Origin of the sequence: Spiroplasma endosymbiont of Nomada ruficornis (genome assembly GCF_964030795.1) — a bacterium.
In the GTDB taxonomy this organism is placed as follows: domain Bacteria; phylum Bacillota_I; class Bacilli_A; order Mycoplasmatales; family VBWQ01; genus Spiroplasma_E; species Spiroplasma_E ixodetis_A.
The window spans coordinates 983,597-1,005,346 of sequence record NZ_OZ034962.1 but is presented as its reverse complement, the minus strand read 5'-3'; the positions used below and the strand labels follow the sequence as shown (position 1 = coordinate 1,005,346).

At 24.3% G+C, this 21,750-nt stretch carries 23 protein-coding genes and 2 pseudogenes; 12 read left to right on the top strand and 13 right to left on the bottom strand.

The window, feature by feature from the left end:
* The first annotated feature begins 152 nt into the window (after positions 1–152).
* Positions 153–1,535, top strand: coding sequence for an MFS transporter (locus AAHM79_RS06115; protein WP_342257371.1), 1,383 nt, complete (start codon positions 153–155; stop codon positions 1,533–1,535).
* Between the two features lie 81 nt (positions 1,536–1,616).
* On the opposite strand, the gene AAHM79_RS06110 is transcribed toward AAHM79_RS06115, so the two are convergent.
* Entirely contained in the window at positions 1,617–2,567 is a 951-nt protein-coding gene (locus tag AAHM79_RS06110) for an IS30 family transposase (RefSeq protein WP_338979395.1), read from the bottom strand.
* 210 nt (positions 2,568–2,777) lie between these two features.
* Here AAHM79_RS06110 and ptsP point away from each other — a divergent pair, with 210 nt between their 5' ends.
* The 5 genes from ptsP (at position 2,778) to AAHM79_RS06085 (ending at position 6,818) form a co-directional block, all read left to right on the top strand.
* Positions 2,778–4,502 (top strand): phosphoenolpyruvate--protein phosphotransferase, encoded by a 1,725-nt coding sequence (ptsP, locus tag AAHM79_RS06105; protein WP_425289557.1) that lies wholly within the window; start codon positions 2,778–2,780, stop codon positions 4,500–4,502.
* 84 nt (positions 4,503–4,586) lie between these two features.
* Complete coding sequence (locus tag AAHM79_RS06100; protein ID WP_342257369.1) at positions 4,587–5,096, top strand: PTS glucose transporter subunit IIA; 510 nt, start codon at positions 4,587–4,589, stop codon at positions 5,094–5,096.
* 378 nt (positions 5,097–5,474) lie between these two features.
* Entirely contained in the window at positions 5,475–6,134 is a 660-nt protein-coding gene (locus AAHM79_RS06095; protein WP_342258242.1) for an alpha/beta hydrolase, read from the top strand.
* A 201-nt stretch (positions 6,135–6,335) separates the two neighbouring features.
* Positions 6,336–6,578: a hypothetical protein gene (locus AAHM79_RS06090; protein ID WP_342257368.1), complete on the top strand. Its 243-nt coding sequence runs from the start codon at positions 6,336–6,338 to the stop codon at positions 6,576–6,578.
* Between the two features lie 3 nt (positions 6,579–6,581).
* Positions 6,582–6,818, top strand: coding sequence for a hypothetical protein (locus tag AAHM79_RS06085; RefSeq protein WP_342257367.1), 237 nt, complete (start codon positions 6,582–6,584; stop codon positions 6,816–6,818).
* A gap of 46 nt (positions 6,819–6,864) precedes the next feature.
* On the opposite strand, the gene AAHM79_RS06080 is transcribed toward AAHM79_RS06085, so the two are convergent.
* The 11 genes and pseudogenes from AAHM79_RS06080 to AAHM79_RS06035 all read right to left on the bottom strand — a co-directional run bounded on the left by AAHM79_RS06080 (position 6,865) and on the right by AAHM79_RS06035 (position 16,190).
* A complete protein-coding gene (locus AAHM79_RS06080) occupies positions 6,865–8,172 on the bottom strand; it encodes a hypothetical protein (RefSeq protein WP_342257366.1) in 1,308 nt (435 codons plus the stop codon).
* Between the two features lie 535 nt (positions 8,173–8,707).
* Complete coding sequence (locus tag AAHM79_RS06075; protein ID WP_342257365.1) at positions 8,708–9,394, bottom strand: hypothetical protein; 687 nt, start codon at positions 9,392–9,394, stop codon at positions 8,708–8,710.
* A gap of 23 nt (positions 9,395–9,417) precedes the next feature.
* Entirely contained in the window at positions 9,418–9,591 is a 174-nt protein-coding gene (locus tag AAHM79_RS06070; RefSeq protein ID WP_342257364.1) for a hypothetical protein, read from the bottom strand.
* Positions 9,592–9,702: 111 nt separating this feature from the next.
* Positions 9,703–9,882, bottom strand: a pseudogene (locus AAHM79_RS09655) (ABC transporter ATP-binding protein); the annotation flags it as partial.
* A 47-nt stretch (positions 9,883–9,929) separates the two neighbouring features.
* Positions 9,930–11,252, bottom strand: coding sequence for an ABC transporter ATP-binding protein (locus tag AAHM79_RS06065; RefSeq protein ID WP_342257363.1), 1,323 nt, complete (start codon positions 11,250–11,252; stop codon positions 9,930–9,932).
* 39 nt (positions 11,253–11,291) lie between these two features.
* Positions 11,292–11,845: pseudogene (locus AAHM79_RS06060) on the bottom strand (hypothetical protein).
* Complete coding sequence (locus AAHM79_RS06055; protein WP_342257361.1) at positions 11,838–12,062, bottom strand: site-specific DNA-methyltransferase; 225 nt, start codon at positions 12,060–12,062, stop codon at positions 11,838–11,840. The pseudogene AAHM79_RS06060 and the gene AAHM79_RS06055 overlap by 8 nt, the downstream one beginning before the upstream one ends.
* Positions 12,043–12,684: a site-specific DNA-methyltransferase gene (locus AAHM79_RS06050; RefSeq protein WP_342257360.1), complete on the bottom strand. Its 642-nt coding sequence runs from the start codon at positions 12,682–12,684 to the stop codon at positions 12,043–12,045. The genes AAHM79_RS06055 and AAHM79_RS06050 overlap by 20 nt, the downstream gene beginning before the upstream one ends.
* A gap of 131 nt (positions 12,685–12,815) precedes the next feature.
* Positions 12,816–13,913 (bottom strand): nicotinate-nucleotide adenylyltransferase, encoded by a 1,098-nt coding sequence (locus AAHM79_RS06045; RefSeq protein WP_338956847.1) that lies wholly within the window; start codon positions 13,911–13,913, stop codon positions 12,816–12,818.
* A complete protein-coding gene (locus AAHM79_RS06040; RefSeq protein ID WP_342257359.1) occupies positions 13,913–14,812 on the bottom strand; it encodes a deoxyribonuclease IV in 900 nt (299 codons plus the stop codon). Before AAHM79_RS06040 ends, AAHM79_RS06045 begins: the two co-directional genes overlap by 1 nt.
* A gap of 19 nt (positions 14,813–14,831) precedes the next feature.
* A complete protein-coding gene (locus AAHM79_RS06035; protein ID WP_342257358.1) occupies positions 14,832–16,190 on the bottom strand; it encodes a DEAD/DEAH box helicase in 1,359 nt (452 codons plus the stop codon).
* 282 nt (positions 16,191–16,472) lie between these two features.
* Here AAHM79_RS06035 and AAHM79_RS06030 point away from each other — a divergent pair, with 282 nt between their 5' ends.
* The 5 genes from AAHM79_RS06030 to AAHM79_RS06010 all read left to right on the top strand — a co-directional run bounded on the left by AAHM79_RS06030 (position 16,473) and on the right by AAHM79_RS06010 (position 18,317).
* Complete coding sequence (locus AAHM79_RS06030) at positions 16,473–16,700, top strand: hypothetical protein (protein ID WP_342257357.1); 228 nt, start codon at positions 16,473–16,475, stop codon at positions 16,698–16,700.
* Positions 16,701–16,756: 56 nt separating this feature from the next.
* Positions 16,757–16,966 carry a hypothetical protein gene (locus tag AAHM79_RS06025; RefSeq protein ID WP_342257356.1) on the top strand — a complete coding sequence of 70 codons (210 nt, stop codon included), beginning with the start codon at positions 16,757–16,759 and terminating at the stop codon, positions 16,964–16,966.
* Between the two features lie 69 nt (positions 16,967–17,035).
* Positions 17,036–17,551 carry a hypothetical protein gene (locus tag AAHM79_RS06020; RefSeq protein ID WP_342257355.1) on the top strand — a complete coding sequence of 172 codons (516 nt, stop codon included), beginning with the start codon at positions 17,036–17,038 and terminating at the stop codon, positions 17,549–17,551.
* A gap of 217 nt (positions 17,552–17,768) precedes the next feature.
* Entirely contained in the window at positions 17,769–17,963 is a 195-nt protein-coding gene (locus AAHM79_RS06015; RefSeq protein ID WP_342257354.1) for a hypothetical protein, read from the top strand.
* Positions 17,964–18,170: 207 nt separating this feature from the next.
* Positions 18,171–18,317 carry a hypothetical protein gene (locus tag AAHM79_RS06010; RefSeq protein WP_342257353.1) on the top strand — a complete coding sequence of 49 codons (147 nt, stop codon included), beginning with the start codon at positions 18,171–18,173 and terminating at the stop codon, positions 18,315–18,317.
* Positions 18,318–18,582: 265 nt separating this feature from the next.
* Here AAHM79_RS06010 and typA read toward each other — a convergent pair whose 3' ends face one another.
* Entirely contained in the window at positions 18,583–20,427 is a 1,845-nt protein-coding gene (typA, locus tag AAHM79_RS06005) for a translational GTPase TypA (protein ID WP_342257352.1), read from the bottom strand.
* A 372-nt stretch (positions 20,428–20,799) separates the two neighbouring features.
* Here typA and AAHM79_RS06000 point away from each other — a divergent pair, with 372 nt between their 5' ends.
* A complete protein-coding gene (locus tag AAHM79_RS06000) occupies positions 20,800–21,750 on the top strand; it encodes an IS30 family transposase (protein ID WP_342257351.1) in 951 nt (316 codons plus the stop codon).

The following is a 21,750-nucleotide window of genomic DNA, read 5'->3' as shown; positions in this document are numbered from 1 at the left end:
AGTTATTTTTTAATTTTTAATATTATTTATTTTTCCACAAAAACAAAAATTGTAAAAACCTATGTGTTAAAGTATGTTTATATTAAGTTTTTAAGAGCAGGTTATTTGGGTTACTATAATTTATGCATCCTTTTAGAAGGAGAGTAAAAAAAATGTCTGTTTTTAATAGACTTGCATGTGTTTTTAAGCCACCTGCAAAAAAAGAAATTTTTAGTGAAGACTTAAAGCAAGTTAATAAAAAATTTATTATTTTACGTAATCAAGTTTTTGGTTTTAGCATTTTATCATATATTCTTTACTACTTTACTCGTCAAGCGTATACAGTAGCGGGTTCTGCTTTAGAAAGCAATGGTAGCATAACTAAACTGGAGTATGCTTTAATGGGAACAATTTTTGCCGTTGTTTATGGTGGTGCTAAATTTATTGTTGGAAATGTTGCTGACCGTAGTTCAGGAAGAGTAATCATGATTTTTGGATTATTTGTTTCTTCTATTTTAAATATTATTATGGGTGGTGTAGTTGCTTTTGCTGGAACTAAAATTAGTGTTGGCCCATTTGTAATGATGTTGAGTTTGATTGCGATGTTAGCTGTTTTCCAAAGCATGGGCTGACCAGCTACAGCTAGACTATTTTCTCATTGATTTACTGATAAAGAACGTTCGGGACGTATTGGAATTTGAAACTCAGGACAAAATATTGGTGCTGCTTTATTACCGGTTGTTGTTATTTCTTTAGTAACATTACTTGATCCGGGTGGAACAATTTATGGTTTATATTTTTGAATTCCTAGTATTTTTGCTTTAGCTATGATTCCATTATGTTTATGAGGATTGCGTGATCGCCCCGAAGCAGAAGGGTTACCTACTGTTGAAAAATGAAAAGGTGTTCTAGAACATAAAGAAGAAAGAGTAGAACTTAATTGAAAAGAAATTTTTGTAAAATATATTTTAAAAAATAAATTTTTATGAATATTAGCATTTGCTAATATTTGAGTATATGTTGTACGACAAGGACTGGCAGGATGAACATTAATTTTAATGAAAGATATTCATGGCTTAGATTTAAAACACAGTAAATGATTTGCTGCCTGTTTTGAATTATCTGGTTTATTTGGTGGTATTTCTGCAGCATATTTTGCTAAGTGATTTTTTAATAATCGTAAAGCACCATTAATGATATTTGGATTATTAATTGCACTTTGTGGACTAGTTTTATTGCAAGTTGCTCCTCGTGGTAATATGCCTATGCTTATTACTGCTTTAATGATTGCTGGTTTTGGTATTTATATGCCACAAGCGATGATTGGTGCTACTGCTATTGAACTAACAAATAAGAAAGCAGCTGCTACTGCTTCAGGATTTACAGGATTATCTGGTTATTTTCTTGGTGATGCTCTTTTTTCAAAAGTAGTAATTGCTGGTATTGGTAATGAAAACTGAGATTATGTATTTTATTACTTTTATGGTTGTATTGCTGCTGCTATTATTTCATTAGCTTTACTATGAACAAAAAATCAAGATAATAAAATATTATAAAAATATTATTAGATTAGCACCATAATAAGGGTGCTAATTTTTTTTATTTAAAATGATCCTAAATTGTAAAGGTAAGTGCAACTAAATTATTTTTCTATCCAAATATTCGATTGGTGAAAGATAATTTAGTATTTTTCTCGGTCTTTGATTTAAAGACAATATAAATTTATGAACTTCATTTTTATTAGTTTTTGAAAAAATAAATTTTTTAGGAAATTTTTCTCTAATTAAACCATTAGTATTTTCATTAGTACCTCTTTGTCAAGGTGAATATGGATTGGCAAAATAAATTTTTACATCTAAATTTTTTTCAAGTTGTTGTCAATTTGAAAATTCTTTGCCACGATCAAAAGTAATAGTTTTAACAATGTTTTTAGGAAGAATTGATAAATAATAACTGACATTTTTATTAATAACTTTAGTAGTTCTGTTTTTAACTAATATTGCTAAAGTAAATCGTGATACTCTTTCAACTAAAGTTATTAAACATGATTTGCTTTTACCTCGTGATGATACTATAGTATCTCCTTCTCAATGACCAAGTGTTATACGATCATTAACATTTATATCTCGTTCTTTAATTGATTTACCATTAAACTTGCCACGATTTTCTTTAGATTTTCGTTTTTTACCTTTTCTTCTTAAATTTTTACTAGTAACTTTATCAAGCATTCCAAAATAAATTCAAGTATAAATTGTTTTAAAACTAATAACTCACTCTTTATGAAAATTTTTAATTCTGCCATAAATTTGTTCAGGTGATCAACCTAATAGTAATTTTTGTTGTACATATTTTACTAAATTCTTATTTTTAAACTTATGAAAACTAATATGTGATTGTTTTCGATTTTCAGCTTTATTTTGTGCAATTAATGAAAAATAATGATTATTATCTTTATTTCTATTAATTTCTCGAATAATAGTACTAATACTTCGATTAAGATTTTTAGCTATTTCACTAATTTTAAATTTAAATTTCAATTGATTCTCAATATAAATCCTTTCATCTATGCCAAGATGTTTATAACTCATATAAAAACTCCTTAATTTTTTCTAAACTAAATTTAGCATTATGAAATTTTTATATGAGAATTTTTTGCAATTTTATTTACTTGCACTTACAAGTATAATTCAGCACAAAAAGTTTAAATTATAATAAATATTTTATACAATATTTCATTTTTTTTATTATAATTTAGTAGACTATTAATAAACATATTTTATAAGGAGTGAAATATATATATAATGTTAAAAATGAAAGGTATTGGTGCTAGTAATGGCATTGCTCTAGCCAAATCATTAATCTTAAAACATGAAACTATCAAAACTAATCCTAAAAAAATTAATGAAAAAGAAATAGAAGGAGAAGTTAAAAAGTTACATGATGCCTTAAAAATAGCAGGTGATGAAATTAAACAACTCATCCAAAATACAACAAAAACTTTAGGTGAAGAAAAAGCCGCTGTTTTTGAAGCTCATTTTTTAGTAACAACTGATCCAGTATTAATTGAAGATACTGAAAAGTTAATTAAAGAAGAAAAATATAATGCTGCTAATGCTTTAGAAAGTACTGCTAATAAAGCAATTGCAACATTGCAAGCAATGGATGATGATTATTTTCGTGAACGTGCTGCTGATGTTATTGATGTTCGTGATCGAATTTTACGTAAAATTTTAAATATTAAAACTATTGATTTAAGTGCAATTAAAGAAGAAACAATTATTGTTAGTCATGATCTAACACCTTCAGAAACAAGTCAATTGAATCCTAAATTTGTTAAAGGATTTTTATGTGATATTGGTGGTAGAACTTCTCATGCAGCAATTATGGCTCGTAGTCTTGGTATTCCAGCAGTTCTTGGGTTAAAAAATGTTACTACAAAAGTAAAAAATAATCAATTTTGTGTATTAGATGGTAATACTGGTGAAATTGAAATTGATTTAAATAGTAGTGAAAAAAATAAATGAGTTGCTAAACAAAGCGCATGAATTGAAGAACAAAAAGAATTATTAGTATTTAAAGGTAAATTAACTAAAACCAGTGATAATCATGAAGTAAAGTTAGAAGCAAATATTGGTTCACCCAAAGATATGATTAAAGCAATTGAATATGATGCACAAGGAGTAGGACTTTTTAGAAGTGAATTTCTTTATATGGAAAGTAGTGATTTTCCAAGTGAAGATATTCAATTTGAAGAATATAAAAAAGTATTGTCTGCTACTAAAAATAAAGTTGTTATTAGAACTTTAGATATTGGTGGTGATAAAGAATTATCATATTTAGATTTATCAAAAGAAATGAATCCTTTCCTTGGTTATCGTGCCATTCGTTTGTGTTTAGATCGTAAAGATATTTTTAAAACTCAATTACGTGCTTTAATTCGTGCTTCAGCTTTTGGTAAATTAGCTATTATGTTTCCAATGATTGCCACTGTTGAAGAATTTCAAGCAGCTAAAGCATTATATGAAACTTGCAAAAAAGAATTAATTAAAGAAAAAGTTAAAGTTAGTGATGATATTCAAGTTGGAATGATGATTGAAATTCCAGCAGCAGCAGTTAATGCCGAAATATTTGCTAAATATGCAGATTTCTTTTCAATTGGAACTAATGATTTAATTCAATATAGTTTAGCCGCTGATCGTATGTCAGAAAAAGTGTCTTATTTATATCAACCATATCATCCATCAATTTTACGTTTGATTAAGATGACAATTGATGGTGGGCATAAATATAATCGTCCTGTTGCCATGTGTGGTGAAATGGCTGGTGATAAAATTGCTGTTCCACTACTAGTTGGTCTAGGGCTAGATGAATTTTCAATGTCTGCATCTAGTGTTTTAGAAACTAGAAAAATTATTAGTACTTTAAATAAAAAGGATACAGAAATATTAGCATCAAAAGCATTACAATGTGAAACCAATGAAGAAGTTAAATCATTAGTAGAAAAATTTTTATCAAAAAAATAAAAATATTATTTATTTTTAAAGTGACATTATTTAATGTTAAATTTATAAACATCTAATTTACATAATTTTGAGGAGAATCGACATATGTTTTTCAAGAAAAAAAAACAATTACCTTTATTAATTTATGCGCCAGTTACTGGTAAAGTTATTAACCTTAGTAAAGTTGAAGATCCAGTATTTGCTCAGGAAATGTTAGGGACTGGTTTTGCTATTATTCCTGAATATAAAGATAAAGATGGAGTTGAATTTGTATCACCATTTGATGGAAAATTAGCAACAGTATTTAATACAGGACATGCTTATGGTATTAAAGATGTAAATACAGGTATTGAATGTTTAGTTCATATTGGTATTGATACTGTTGAATTAGCTGGTAAGGGCTTTGATATTAAAGTTGAACAAGGTAAACCAATTAAAAAATCAGAAGTAATGGTAGTTGCTAATTTACAAGAAGTTAAGAATAAAGGTAAAAAAGTAACAACACCAATTGTTTTCACTAATCAAACAATGGAAGGTTATGTTGTAAAGCAAGTAGTAAAAGATGATGAACAAGTAACGGTTGGTCAATTAATTGCTGAAGTCACTAAGAAATAAATATTTTTATTAAAACAAAATTAATTTGATAAAATATTAGTAAGTATTTATATATTATTGGAGGGTATCATTTATTATGGATAATTTTTGGCAACATTATTGATGAGTAGTACTTATTGTAGTTTTAGCTATGTTAATAATACTTTATATTTTATATAGAATTTATCAAATTTTCCATATTGATTATCACTGAGAACTGAATCGTCATTTTCCACAATGAAGTAATGAGGGAATCATTACTAGGGATAACTATTTTTTACATACTTAATTTAAATTTGTTGATAATAGTAAATATATTATTATTGGTATTCATGGTATGGGTGCCTCTTTAACAGACTTTAAAACAGCTGCTAAGTTTTTTACTAAACATGGTATTTCATTTTAAGTTTTGATCAACGAGGTTGAGGAGAAAATGAAAAATGAAAATATCATACTTTAGGAACAACTATTAATGATATTAAAGATATTATAACGGTTTTGAATGAACGTTATCCTAATAAAAAAATTTTATTAATGGGTGAATCATTAGGTTCAGCATTAACAGCATTAGCAATTAAAAGATTACCAAAAATGATTGATGGTGCAATTTTAACTAATTTTGTTACTAAGAAACAAATATTTAAAATAAAACCTTCATTAGTTTGTCATGCAATTTGAGGATTTCTATTTTATAAACATCATCCATTACCTATTACTTTTGATATGGAAACAATTTCTATTAACTCTAATTATATTAAAAAAGGGAAAATTAGAGCAATGACTAATATGAAATTTACATTATTATTTTCTTTACAAGCACAAAAATTAAGTAAACAAGTACCAAAAAATCTTAATAATGCTAAATGTCCGGTTTTGATGGTTCAATCTGCAAAAGATATATTTGCCGATTTTGATAAAATTGAAAAAAATAATAAACGTTGAAGACAGGGGATAACTTATAGTTTTTATGAAGAAGGTAATCATGCGATTTTAAATGAACCCAATATTAATATTATTTTAGAAGATGTTTTAACTTGAATAGAAAAAGAACATATATAATGATTATTTATGTTATTAGATCAAAAAAATAATTAGAAAATTTAAAAATAGTAAATAATAGTTGATTGAGTAATTTTTACTTTATAGTTATAATAGTATTTATAATTTAATAATTTAATAATTGTTCATACCTAGTATAGTAATTTAACTATAATAGTTTTTATTAAATTAAAATTCTATGTGAAAAGGAAGATAAAAATTATGAATATTATTGCAGATCAAAAAGAATTAATGAATAGAATTGAAGGTTTATTAGAAGAAATTGAAAATAAAATTGAAGTAGAAAGAAGAATTGATAAAACTAAAAAAGAAATATTAGGTGATATTTCAGATTCTGTAGGTACTCCTGCCTATATGCAAACAGCTGGACTAGTACAATATATTAAACAACAATTAAACGAGGAGAAGTCAAAAACAAATCCTAATATTAAACAATTAATGTAAATTATGTCAGAACTTAATGAAGTAAAAGAAAAAATAGATGTCACAGGTAAAGAGCATAATTGACGTAATGCTAGAAAATATCAAACATCTAATAATCCTGAATTTTTAAAAAGAATTGAAAAGCTTAAAGTTGAGTGTTTAGAAATTCACGAAGAATATTTAATTAATAATTCTAATCAAATGGCAGAAAACCAATCATCAGCATCTAATCAAAGTACTGTAAGACAACATTCATTGTAAAAATAGTGCCTTAATTAAGGCACTATTTTTTATATATTAATTTTAATTATTTTTTAAATTGAAAACTAATATTATCTAAATCAATTGCTAAACTACAACCAGCAATTAAATTTGGTGATGAAGTAACACGTGCATTTCATTGATAATAAATATTATTATCATCATGGTATACATAAAGATCAATAATTGGAAGTTGAATAATAAGATCAGAAATTGCTACAACATTATAAGGATTTTGTAGTTCATATTTAATATTTTTATTAGTAGTAATATTATTAGTATCACCAGTAAGATTATTATTTTCTTTATATGTACCCAGATTATTAATTGAAAGTTTAGAATCATTAAAATTAAATTTAGGATAAAGTTGTGAAAATTGTTCTCAATTTTTTGCATATTTAGTTCAATTTAAAACGATTTGTTGATCACTATTTTTTAATCAATCATTTTTATTAATATTGCTAAAGTCTTCTTTATAATGATAGTTAATATTTTGATTTATATTTTGGACATTTCATTTTGTATAGTAAATTGCTACTAAGTTATTATCATTATCAAAAATAAAATTTAATGAGTAATCTTTTATATTTAGGAAAAGAGGTGAATTTTTAATAAAGTTAAAGATATTAGTATTTTCAACAATTAAGTTAATAATATTATTTGTTAATTGGTTACTAATTAGTTTGTTTAAACTGCTTTTATTAATGAATTGTTGGCTGATATTATAAGCTATTGCTAAAGAAATTTTATTATTAATAGCAGCATCAGCAATGTAATATAATCCTAAGTTCTCACTAAGATTGTTATTATTTTCAATTTTAGAAGCACCAGCAATGTTAGAAATATCAATATTTTGTTCAAGACCACCAAATTGTAAATATGTTCAATTATTGTCACCAATAAAATTATTTTGTTGATATTCGCTAAAATTGTAAGCATCAGAATAATTAGGATTGCTTTTAAGTGATGTTACTTTCTTCTTGGTAATCATTTCTTGTTTTGTATTTTCAATATCTGATTTATCTTTATTAGGAATAGTAAATTTGGTATTATAAACTAGATTTCCAGTTGTATCTACTAAGAAGACGTTTCTAGCATTGGTAAAAGTATAACTTTTTAATGCTGAAGTATCATAACTATAAAATTTATGATCGGTTGTTGATTGGTTAGTAATTCAGTCACTATTATTTAAATATTGATATTGATTATTAAATAATGATGTTTGATTAGCTGTGGCGTTTGCTTTTTGTAAATCATTTTTGCTAGTATTAAAGTGATTCACACTAGTTAAAATAGTGGTACTTGTTGCTAGTGAAAAAATACCAACTGTTAAAATATTTATTGTTTTTCTCATATTTTATACCTTTAAAGTTAATATATAATTTTAATAAAGATATAAAGTTTATATCATTATTAAAATTATAACGATATTAAACTATCGTTATTTATATTATAGTACTTTTAGTGAAATTCTACAACGAATTTTAAAGGATGGTAAAGTTTTTATTTTGGTAGATTTGCTTTTTAATTCATAAGGAATTCTAAAAAAATTTATGAATTGTTTTTAGAATTAATTGGTATATTAATTTCATTTTCATAATAAAAAACTCTTGTTTAAAAGAAAAATTATAAAAATGCTGAATTATACTTGTAAGTGCAAGTATAATTCAGCAAAATTTTAGGGTTTATTTTTATCAAATATTAAAAAAATAAATCTATATTTTTAATATCTATTTTTAGCATTTCTTAATAAACTAAAAATAAATATAAGGTTGCTAAAACAATACCACGCTTAAAAGATAAAAATAATAAACTAGTTTTAAATGGAATTTTATTATTTGTATTATTTTGTAAGTTAAATAAAATTATTTTGAATTCTTCATTATTTTTTAAACTATGATTAATAATTGATAGTGTGTAATTTGATTTCTAGCATCTGCTAAGTAATGTTCGTAAAAATTAATTTTATCTATGTTTTTATTGAAATATTTTTTATAGAATCTGTTTTTAAAATAATCAGTTTTAACTTTTTTCAAAAATTGAATATCTTCTGCATCAAATTCAGTTCAATTTTGTTTTTTTGAAATTTTTATTGCTTGTTCTTTATTTTCTTTTGTTAAATTAATTTGGATGGGTATTAAATTTAATTTATCTAAAATATTAACTAGTGAATTAAATATATCTTGAATTTGAATATATTCATAATCTAAAAAATCATAAGTTTGATTAAAGTTAATTTTATTTTCTGTCTTAATTAATCTTATTAAAAAAATTGATAATTCTGTTGACAAGAAAGTTTGAAGTATATTTTTATTATTAACTTGCTGCATATTATTTAAAGAAATATTTTTAAATGCTTTTCAAAGATCATAAATTTCAATATTATAAATTGAATATTTTTTTCAAAAAGAAGCTAATAGTTTATTATCAATGAGATGAATATTTTTTATTTTTTTATTCTCATTCTTTTCTTCAGTATTAGTAACTGAATGAAGTTCTTTAATTCAAGAATCTTGATTTAATAATTGTTTAAAAAAAGAAGACATTTCTTTTAATTGTTGCTTTTGTTCTTTCATTATAATTTATCTTCCTATCTTTATTACCCCATAATTCCAGCTTCATATAAATGTTTAAAGTGACCTTCTTTAACTTTTAATTCATTAAAAGTACCAACTTGAACTAAACCTTTTTCTTTTTCTAAAACTAAAATCTTATCAACAGTTTTAATTGTTGATAAACGATGGGCAATAATAATACTAGTACGACCAATCATTAATTTATTAAATTGTGCTTGTATTTCCTTTTCGACAATATTATCTAAAGCACTAGTAGCTTCATCTAAAATTAATAGTTCTGGATTTTTTAAAAAGATACGAGCAATAGCTACTCTTTGTTTTTGACCACCAGATAAGTTAATCTCACGTTCACCTAAAATTTTATTATAACCATTAGGTAATTGTTCAATGTAATCATGTAAGTTAGCTTTACTTGCAGCAATTTTGATTTCTTCTAAAGTTGCTCCTTGCTTAGTATAACTAATGTTTTCGGCAAATGTGCCAAATAAAATTTGTGGATCTTGTTCAATATAGCCAATATGATGTAAGTATTGTGCTAAGTCAATTCACGTAAATCAGTATTATTATTAATTAAAATTCTTCCTTTAGCAGGGTCATAGTAACGTAGTAATAACTTAGAAATAGTAGTTTTTCCGACACCAGTTGCACCAACAATAGCATAACTTTTACCTTTTTCAAAAGTGAAAGAGAAGTTATTTAAAATTCAGTCTTCTTTTTCATCATAGCGGAAATTAACATTTTCAAAAATAATATCACTAGTAATTTGTTTTACTGGTAAGGCTTTTTCTTTATTAACTATTTTTGGTTTAATATTAAGAATTTCATTAACTCTTAAAATTGAAGTTGATGTTTTAGCTCAATTACCTAAGAATTGAATACTTTGAATAACTGGTAAAATTAAAGTGTTGACTGCTAATAAAAAAGCAATTAGTGTTGGAACACTAATGATGTGTTTACTTACAAACATGAAACCAGCAACTAAACCAACAATGTTAATTCCTGTTAGCAATGTAATTAGTAATGCTCTAGTAAAACTTTCAAAAGTAATAGTTTTTTTTGCTGCTTGGTAATATTTAAGATGTTCATTAGAAAATCTTTTATTTTCACTTTTTTCTGTAGCATTACTTTTAATTAAAGTAATAGTATTTAGTCGATCAGTAATATCAGCATTAACTTCAGTGTAAACTTTTCTTCATTTATAGTTTAAATAACGAATAATTTGAACATTTAATACTGATATTATTAAAATTGATAAAACAATACCTAAAACAATTAATGATAATTGTCAATTTAAAGAAAAAATAACGTAAATTGAACCAAAAAAAGTCACAATTGAACTAAGCATAGTTAAAGGAATAGATTGCATATTTTCACCAATAACACTAGTATCACTAATTAGTTTTGTTAAAGTGTCACCAATTTTGCGATCTTCATAATATGACATATCTAAATCTAGTAAATGTTTTAAAACTTTATTTCGATATTCAATTTCAACTTTAACACCAATGATGCTTCCTGTTAAATTACGAAAGTACATAAATAATCCTGATGCAATTTGTAAACTAATTAAAATATAAGCTAAAGTAGTAATTTTTTCTCATTGAAAACCATCGGGGGTAGCTAAAAAATTATTAGTAATTTCAGGAATAATCACTGAAATTATTGAAGAAGCAATAGTAGTTAGTATTGCAATTAGATAAAGTAGTGGATATTTTTTAAAGTATTTAATAACTGCGCTTAAGAAACCACTTTTTTTTATTTTTAATTCATTATAATCAGTCATGCTTTTTTTTATTTTTGCTGTTGTTTTTTCTTTTGTCGGCGAAGCAGTAATTTTTGTTTTATTTTTTTTGGACATAATATTTGATCTCCTTAATTAATAATTTATTTTTATTTGTTATAGTGGTAAACCCAATTCTTTTAATGGAATATAATTAAAAAAATAACGACAATTACTATCTATTATATAATTTAAAGTATCTTTATATTCTGGTTTTGTAAATCAATCACTTAATAAATATCAGTATTCAATTTTGCAATTTAATATTGATAAAAGTTTTTGTCATTGTTTTCTTTTAAAATCACAAGTTTGTAGTTTTTCATCAACACTTCCAGCAACATTTTGTGTTTAATTTCAATAATGAAAAAAGTATTATTCTTATATACAAAAATACTGTCATCTGGTAGTAATTTTTTTGATAAAAAGTAATTTCAGTTTAAATTGTGGTGTTTTTCTAAATAAACATAGATTGCATGTTTTTTGAAAATATTAGCAACATGTTCTCCCATATAAAACAATTCAAATGCATCATTTCTTTTTAAATTGTGAATTCCAATCATATTTTTAATTTCATAATTTTCCTGTTTTTTAAAAAATGAATATAACTCTTTTTCTCCTTCAAAAGCGAGACCAGTTTTTGTATTTGCACCACCGATTCCATTTTTAACCATTATTATCATCCAATCTTTTTTTTGCTAGATTAAAATATTCAATATTATTTTCAATACCTATGAAATTTCTATTGTGTATTTTACATGCAAGACCAGTTGTGCCACTGCCCATAAACGGATCTAAGACAATATCATTTTCATTAGTACAAGCAATTATAATTCTTTTTAAAAGATCTAATGGTTTTTGTGAAGGATGTTTACCATAAATTTTTTTCAAATGGTTTAGGGGTGGTTATTGCTCAAACACTTCGCATTTGCTTATCTTCATTCTTAAAATTATCTTCTTCTCATTTAGAATATTTCATATCTTTGTAATTAAAAACATGTTTAGAATTACTATCTTTTTTTGCTCATATTAATGTTTCATGACTAGCAGTAAAATTTCTACAACAAATATTAGGTGTACAATTAGGTTTGTATCAAACTATGTCATTAAGAATGTGAAAATTTAGTTCTTGTAAAATAAAACCACAAATATAAATAGAATGATAAGTTCCAGTAATTATTAAAGTTCCATTTGGTTTTAAAATTCTTTTGCATTCTTTAATTCATTTTTGATGAAATTTATAATTTTCAAGAAAACCTTTACTTTTATCTCATTCACCTTTATTAACAGATGTTCTTTTGCCAGCGTTAACACTATAACCATTATTTGATAAAAAATAAGGTGGATCGATAAATATAAAATCAACTAATTCATTTTTCATTTTTTTCATTTCAACAAAACTATCTCCAAAAATAAGATTTATTTTTTTAACTTGATTTGAATTTGAATTATCTATTTTAAGTTTAATTGTTTTTCCATTTTTGGTTTCTAATTCTTTACTCACTAAACTCATTATTAGTACTCCTTAGTTACAATTATTTGTTTATATTATTACAATACTATTTAGTTTATTATACTTCCCTTTTCTTTAATATTATATATTAAATAATTAATAAATAAGTATTTTACTGTAGATACTATTTGTTAATTTTTATTACTTCACGTTTCATATATTGTTAAAAACTTATTATTTAATGGTTTTTTTTGTTCTAGTAAATGCTTTTTTAAAATTTCTAGATAGTATTTAAAAGCAACAGTTAAATCTTGGAAGGCAAGTTTTCTTAATTCTTCAACATAATAATGGTTACGTTCAATTGATATTTTATCTGCTAATAATACTATTAATTCTAAAGGTTTCATTTCAGTTGCACCAGTAGTATGTTTAGCAATTGCATGAAGAACTAAATCATCATGGTACTGATAATGATTTTTTAAATACAATGCTGCTACATAACCATGTCAAATTGGAAATGGTTCTTGTAAAATTTCTTTATTATATTTTGTTAAAAATTTAGTCATTTTATTTTTACTTCATTGTTTGCAAAGGTCATGATAAGTTCCTGCAATTAGGGCTTTATTAGCATCTTCGTTATAATGGATTGCTAATTTAACAGCCATTTTACCAACATTAATACAATGTTCAGTTCTATTGTTATCCAAATTTGCTTTTAAACGCTCATAACTATATATTAAATTATTGTTAATATAATTATTAATTTTTATATCAATTTGATTAATAATTTCACCATTTCTAATTTTGGCAGAGCTAATATCACTACTTGGTCGAACTACTAAATTTTGACACTTGTATTTTGACATTAGTTCTAATGTTTTACGATAATGAGGGCGATTAACAACAATAATTTTAACTAAATTAATTAACTGTTCAATTCCTTGTCATTTATTTAAGGTATATAAATTATCAGAACCGATAATAAAAAAGAATTTGTGATTTGGATAGTTTTCAATAAAGTAGTTAATAGTATTAATAGTATAACTAGGTTGTTTACTTGTTAGTTCATAATCATTTAATTTTATTCAAGAATAGTTTTTAATAACTAAATTAATCATATCGACTCTTTGTTGATCGCTGGCACTGACACTGTCTTTTAACGGATTTTGTTTTGTTGGTAAAATTCAAACTTCATCAAGTGAAAGTTTATGATAAGCTGTATTTGCAATGTTTAAATGTTGATTATGAAATGGATCAAAAGTTCCACCAAAAATGCCAATTCTTTTCATTATTTGCTAGTTCCTAATGATTCTAAAATTTCTTTATTATATTTTTTTGTTCTTATCATTTTAATTTCATGTAAATAAGGTGGATGTCCATTAATTCATGGCGTTTCTAAAATTTTTATTTTAGTAAGCAACAATGGATGATAAATAATGTTAATTAAAGTTTGAAAACCAAGGTAACCCATTCCTAAGTTAGCATGACGATCTTTATGAGCATTGATTGGGTTTTTAGAATCATTAACATGAATAACTAATAATTTATCTAATCCAATAAGTTGATCAAATTGTTGTATTACTTGTTCTAAATTATTATTAAGATCATAACCAGCATCAGATAAGTGACAAGTATCTCAACAAACACCAATTAGTTCGGGTCTTTTTACATTATTAATAATATATTGAAGTTGTTCAAAAGTAGTTCCTACTTCACTACCTTTTCCTGACATTGTTTCCAAAGCAATTTTTACAGTTTGTTTTTCTAAACATGCTGCATTTAGTCCTTTAACAATTTGATCTAAAGCAGTTTGTGGTAAAGCACCAACAGCGCTACCTGGATGTAAAACCAAAGTTTTAATGCCAATATCTTGACAGCGAATTATTTCTTGTCGTAAGAAATCTACTGCTAATTGATAAGTACTTTTATTAATACTATTAGCCAGATTAATAATATAAGGAGCATGAACAATAAGATTATTAATATTAATATTTTTTTCAATTAGTTTTTCTGTAAATTCTTTAATAAATAATGCTTTGGTTGGTTTACGAATTGTATTTTGTGGAGCGCCTGTATAAAACATAAACGTATTTGCATTATAACTTAGAGCTTCTTCAAGAGCACCTAATAAATATTTTGGTGCTTTCATTGAAACATGAGATCCAAAAATTAATTTGTCATTTTCCATCTTGCTTCCTCTTCCATTATTAATTTTCATCAAAAAGTTTTTTTCTTCTTGCAATTGCTTGTGTTTTTTTAATTTTCTTAATTGATGCTTTAATGTGTTGTTTTCTTGTTTCTTTTTTTATTGCTTCTAAATCTTTATTAAATTTTTTCTTATAACCAGGAGTTACATTTTTATTTTTTTTAAAGCGATTAATAACATATTGCTCTTCTTTATTTCTTTCTATTTTTCGTTTATGAGCAATGATGTTGTCATTAGTAATTTCTGGTAGTAACTTATTATCTTTAATTTTATAGTATTCTATTGGAACGTTTAAATTTTTTAACTTATGAATAGTAGAATTATCACTCTTATCATAAAATACATAAGAAATACCTGAATAGTTAGCTCGTCCTGTTCGCCCTGCTCGATGAAAATAATATTCTAGATTATTTGTCGGTAATTGTAAAGAGATAACATGAGATACCCCTTCAATATCAATACCACGTGCTGCGATATCTGAACAAACAACATATTGATATTCAAAATTTTTAATACGTTTAAAAGTTTGAGAACGTTCTCGTGCTGGTAATCCACCATGTAAGATTGCTACTTTTTTATTTTCTTCAATTAAGACGTTTGCAATTTCTTCAATATTTTCTTTGTTATTAACAAAAATTAAACATAAATAAGGATCAAACATTGTTAATAATGATTGTAGTTGTTTTTTACTATCTTGATGATGACGATTAATAAAAATATGTTGAATTTTTTGAGATTTGTTATCAATACTAATTGTAGTAGCATTAGTAATATATTTTTTTAATCAAGTAACTAGTTGGGGTAATATTGTTGCTGAAAAAGTCATAATTTGAGTATTTTTATTCATTTTAGTAATTAAAAAATCTAAATATTCCATGAATCCCATATCAAATAACATATCACATTCATCAATAACTAAAGTGTTAGTAGTAGTAATTGCTAACATATTAAGTTCATATAAACGTTTTAATCTAGTTGGAGTGCCAATTACAATTTGTGGTTGATTATTACTTAAATTATTACTTTGACGAATAATATCTTTGCCACCCACTAAACAAGCAATGCTAATATTTTGATCTTTGATTAAAGCTTTTAAAAAATTGAACGTTTGTTGAGCAAGTTCACGAGTAGGTGTAATAATAACTGCTTGTGTTACTTTTAAAGTAACATTACAATTATTTAAAATTGGAATTAAATAAGTATGAGTTTTACCACTACCAGTAGCACTTTTAATAATTAAGTTTTTATTAGTTAATGCTAAAGGAATGATTTTGGTTTGTACTGGTGTTGGATTAATTAGTTTTTCTTTTTTTAAATTTTCAATTAGTCATGGTTGTAAATTAAATTGTTGAAATGACATACGTTCACCTTTTTCTTTAATGCAATATTAATATTTTATCTTATTTTTACTAAGTTCTTTAAACAATAAGATAAAAAACTTTATTAAAAGTAATAATAATTACTATTTTAATGTTTAAGATTATTAATTTTCAAAAAATAAAAAAATACATCAGTAATTTATACAACTAATTGTTTATCTAAATTTCTAATCTAATAAAAGTAAAATGTCAATAGATTATTTTTAATCATGTAAAATTAACTTAGAAAAAATTTAAGGGCTTAGAAAAGAGGTTTGTAATTTATGTCAGAAGAAGATGAAGAAGAAAAGAAAAAGAAGAAGAAATCAACAAAAATTATTGCTGGTCTTATCGGCTCTGTAGCTTTAATTGGAGCCACCATTGCTGGTGGTATGACAGCTATTGCTGAAACAGAAGGAGAAAAAGAAGAAGAAGAGGAAGAAAAAAATAAAAAAAATCAAATGGTTCGATCTCTAAACAATCATCAATTAGTGATAATAAACGAATTTTAGCAGTAATTTTAAAAAGCAAAACAAATTTGCAATTAAAAACTGAAGACAAATTGAAAATGACAAGTCCAGAAACTGTAAAGGAGGTTATTAAAGAGAGACTAATTGAAAGTAATCCACAATCAAATTTAATAAAAGAAAAAATTATTTTAGGTAATTTAAAATATAATAATATGAACATTAAACCAACTACTTTAACAGTTGAAATGACTTATGATGACCCTTTAGTTATTGGAAGTGTAATTTTAAATGTAATTTATCCAAAATAAAAGATAAGAAGAACTTGTTTATAAAATGACGCAAATTTATATATTAAGAAAATTTAGGGGGTTATTTATATGCAAAATAATTTAAATATAATGTTTTTAGTTAATTGATCAGATTTTTCAATAAAGGACTTAATAATCATAGGATTATCAATATTATTATTAATAATAACTTTTATTTTTATTTTAGTTATTTTTCTTTTTAAAAGAAAAAGATTTAAGTTTAAAATAAACAATATTATAAGTGATAATTTAGTAAAAATAGGTAAAAATAATTATAAATTTTCAAGTAGAAATGCTTTTATACTCTTTAATGAAATTAAATCAATAATTTTAGATAAGCGTTATAAGTATTTTTATAAATTTAAAAAGAGATATAAAGATGGTAGTTTAAATAATGAACTTTTTGATATAGTTCAAAAATATTATTTAAAAAATGAAAAAGAATTAAAGAAAAAACCAAAACCTTTATTTGAAAATAAAAAAAATGATAAACCCAGTGATGCTGTTAATAAAAAAGATGATAAAAAAGTTAAATTTGTTTTTGATGATCAAGAAATGACAGTAAAAATTGAAGAAGATAAATAAAACTACTCAACTGAGTAGTTTTATTTATTTATAACTATTTTTTATCTTTTAAAAATATGTATAAAAATTTAACACCAAATATTCTAGATATTATGATATAATTCTTTAAACTTAATTTAAGTTTTCAACTCATTATTTTATTTTTTAAAGTATATATAAATTAATTGCTGAAATTAAAGAAGAAATAAAACTTCCAGAAGGATTTGAAGAAAGAAAAATGTACCATGCTTGAGTACAAGAACCACTTTGCAATGTTTTAGATACCACTTGATATCATGAAATTGATATAAAAATTCAAAATATTGAAAAGAGATTAAAAAATAATATTAATAAAACTAGTTTAAAAGAAATCAAAATAGAATTGGAAAAAATAACAAAAGAAATTGATCAAAAAAATGGTTGAGATATATAAAAAGATAATAATTTTATTGATGAAATAAATAAAATAAGTTTATCAATCCAACATAAAACTAAAATTAATAATAAATTTATAGCAAAATAAAAATAGTTACCAAAATGGTAACTATTTTTCTAAATTAAAAAAGATGATAAAATCAAGAACATAAACTTAATATAAGTTTATAAATACACTATTTATTTTAAAAAGGAAATATAAAATATGGATATAATTTTAGAGAATAACAATAACGAAAAAACAAAAAATGAATCTATTTTTGTACCTTCTCCCACTATTTTTGTAGAAATTTCATTTGAAAACATTAAAACTAAAAAACAAAAACATGCAGAAAGACAAAAAAATATTTAGAAAAAAATAAATCAAATCCTGAATTTATTAGAAAAAAAAGAGAAGGAGAAAAAAATAAAGAACTTATTGATAAGCAAATTCAATTAATGATTAATGAAGTTAATAACTTTGCTAATTATGAAACAATACAGATAGAAGATATATTGCAAGAAAATCAAAAAATTCTGTCTTTAAATGATATTATTGATATTGAATCAGAATATTGAGTATCTACAGTTAACTGTGTAAATTATAATCCTTTTAATCTTTAAAAAAATCGTAAGTATTACTTACTATTTCTATTTTGTTTACGTTCATTTTCAGTCAAGAATTTTTTACGCATACGAATATTTTGTGGTGTTACTTCAACTAATTCATCGCTAGCAATAAATTCTAAAGATTCTTCTAAACTAAAAATAGTTGGTGGTGTTAATCTAACAGCTTCATCATTACCTGAACTTCTAGTATTTGTTAATTGTTTTGCTTTGCAAGGATTAACATCTAAATCTTTATCACGATTACTTAAACCAATAATCATTCCTTCATAAACTTTAGTTTGTGGTTTAACAAATAAAGTACCACGTTCTTCTAAAGAATTTAAAGCATAAGGTAATGTTGTCCCTGTAATCATACTTACTAGAACGCCATTTCTATTATTATTAATTTCGCCTTTTAATGGTTCATATGTAAGGAAACTACGAACCATAACACCAGTTCCGCGAGTAATATTAACGTATTGACGACCAAATCCAATTAATCCTCTTGTTGGAATATGAAAAATAATTTTATCACGAACATTATCAGAATCCATATTAGTCATAATACCTTTTCTTAGATTTAAATTATTAATAACAGTACTACTATATTCAGTAGGATGATTTAAAATAATTTCTTCGACTGGTTCAGTGGTGTGTCCTTTTTCATCTTTTTTAAATACTACTTCCGGTTTAGAAATACCTAATTCAAAGCCTTCGCGACGCATATTTTCAATTAAAACAGATAAATGTAATTCACCACGACCAAAAACTTTAAAACCATCAGCATTACTTCCAGATAATTGTTCTATTTTTAAACCAACATTAGTTTCTAATTCTCTTGTTAAACGTTCTTTAATTTTATTACTAGTTACTAGTTTACCTTCAGTTCCAGAAAATGGTGAATTATTAACAAGGAAATTCATTGACATTGTTGGAGCCTGTATTGTAATTGGTTCCATTGGCACAACATTATCTTTATCACAAATAGTATTACCAATTGTTATATTTTCAATACCCGCTATGCAAACAATATCACCAGCAACAGCGTTTTTAACCGCTACTCGTTTTAATCCTTGATAAACAAATAAATATTTTACTTTAGCTTTTCTTTTTAAATCATAATCATCAACAACAATTATTTCTTGTCCTTCAGAAATAGTACCTTGAAATAATCTACCAATTCCAATTCTGCCAATAAAACTATCATAATCTAATGAACTAATTTGCATTTGTAAAGGCTCATTATATTTTACTAATTTAGAAATTTTAGCATGTTTAATAATGGTTTCAAATAATGGTTCTAAATTTTCACTTGGTTGATTTAATTCATATTGGGCAATACCTTGTTTAGTAATTCCATAAAGTGTTGGAAAGTCTAACTGTTCATCATTAGCATTTAATTCCATAAAAAGTTCTAATACTTCATCTTTTACTTCTTCAATTCTTTGGTCTTTTTTATCAATTTTGTTAATCATTAAAATTGGATTTAAGTTATGTTCTAGTGCTTTTTGCAATACAAAACGAGTTTGTGGCATTGGTCCCTCAACACTATCAACTAGTAAAATAACACAGTCTACTGTTTTCATAATTCTTTCAACTTCAGAGGAAAAGTCAGCATGACCAGGTGTATCAATAATATTAATTTTTGTATTACCATGCATGATTGAACAATTTTTAGAATAAATAGTAATTCCTCGTTGACGTTCTTGATCATTACTATCCATTATTTGTTCAACAATAACTTGGTTTTGATGAAAAATATTTGATTGCTTTAATAAAGCATCAACTAATGTTGACTTTCCAACATCGACGTGTGCTATCACTGCAATATTAATAATTTTTTGTTCAGCAGAAACTTTTTCTTGTTCAGACATTTTTCATTCTCCGTTATTCTTAAATTTTGACATTATATAAATTATACGCAATATTTTTAAATTTAGTAAAATAATTAAAAAAATAATTTATTTAAAATGATTTTTTTGACATATAATAATTATTTAAATCTTATGATTTGTGATTTTTTTTCATTTTCATGAGTTTTATTTCTATATTTACTTTTTTCAATTATTATTTAAAAAATTATTTTGTTGTATTTGTTCGGTTAATAAATATGTTTGTATATCATTAAAATTATTTGTATATGCTGAATTATACTTGTAAGTGCAAGTAAATAAAATTGCAAAAAATTCTCATATAAAAATTTCATAATGCTAAATTTAGTTTAGAAAAAAGTAAGGAGTTTTTATATGAGTTATAAACATCTTGGCATAGATGAAAGGATTTATATTGAGAATCAATTTAAATTTAAATTTAAAATTAGTGAAATAGCTAAAAATCTTAATCGAAGTATTAGTACTATTATTCGAGAAATTAATAGAAATAAAGATAATAATCATTATTTTTCATTAATTGCACAAAATAAAGCTGAAAATCGAAAACAATCACATATTAGTTTTCATAAGTTTAAAAATAAGAATTTAGTAAAATATGTACAACAAAAATTACTATTAGGTTGATCACCTGAACAAATTTATGGCAGAATTAAAAATTTTCATAAAGAGTGAGTTATTATTTTTAAAACAATTTATACTTGAATTTATTTTGGAATGCTTGATAAAGTTACTAGTAAAAATTTAAGAAGAAAAGGTAAAAAACGAAAATCTAAAGAAAATCGTGGCAAGTTTAATGGTAAATCAATTAAAGAACGAGATATAAATGTTAATGATCGTATAACACTTGGTCATTGGGAAGGAGATACTATAGTATCATCACGAGGTAAAAGCAAATCATGTTTAATAACTTTAGTTGAAAGAGTATCACGATTTACTTTAGCAATATTAGTTAAAAACAGAACTACTAAAGTTATTAATAAAAATGTCAGTTATTATTTATCAATTCTTCCTAAAAACATTGTTAAAACTATTACTTTTGATCGTGGCAAAGAATTTTCAAATTGACAACAACTTGAAAAAAATTTAGATGTAAAAATTTATTTTGCCAATCCATATTCACCTTGACAAAGAGGTACTAATGAAAATACTAATGGTTTAATTAGAGAAAAATTTCCTAAAAAATTTATTTTTTCAAAAACTAATAAAAATGAAGTTCATAAATTTATTTTATCTTTAAACCAAAGACCAAGAAAAATACTAAATTATCTTTCACCAATCGAATATTTGGATAGAAAAATAATTTAG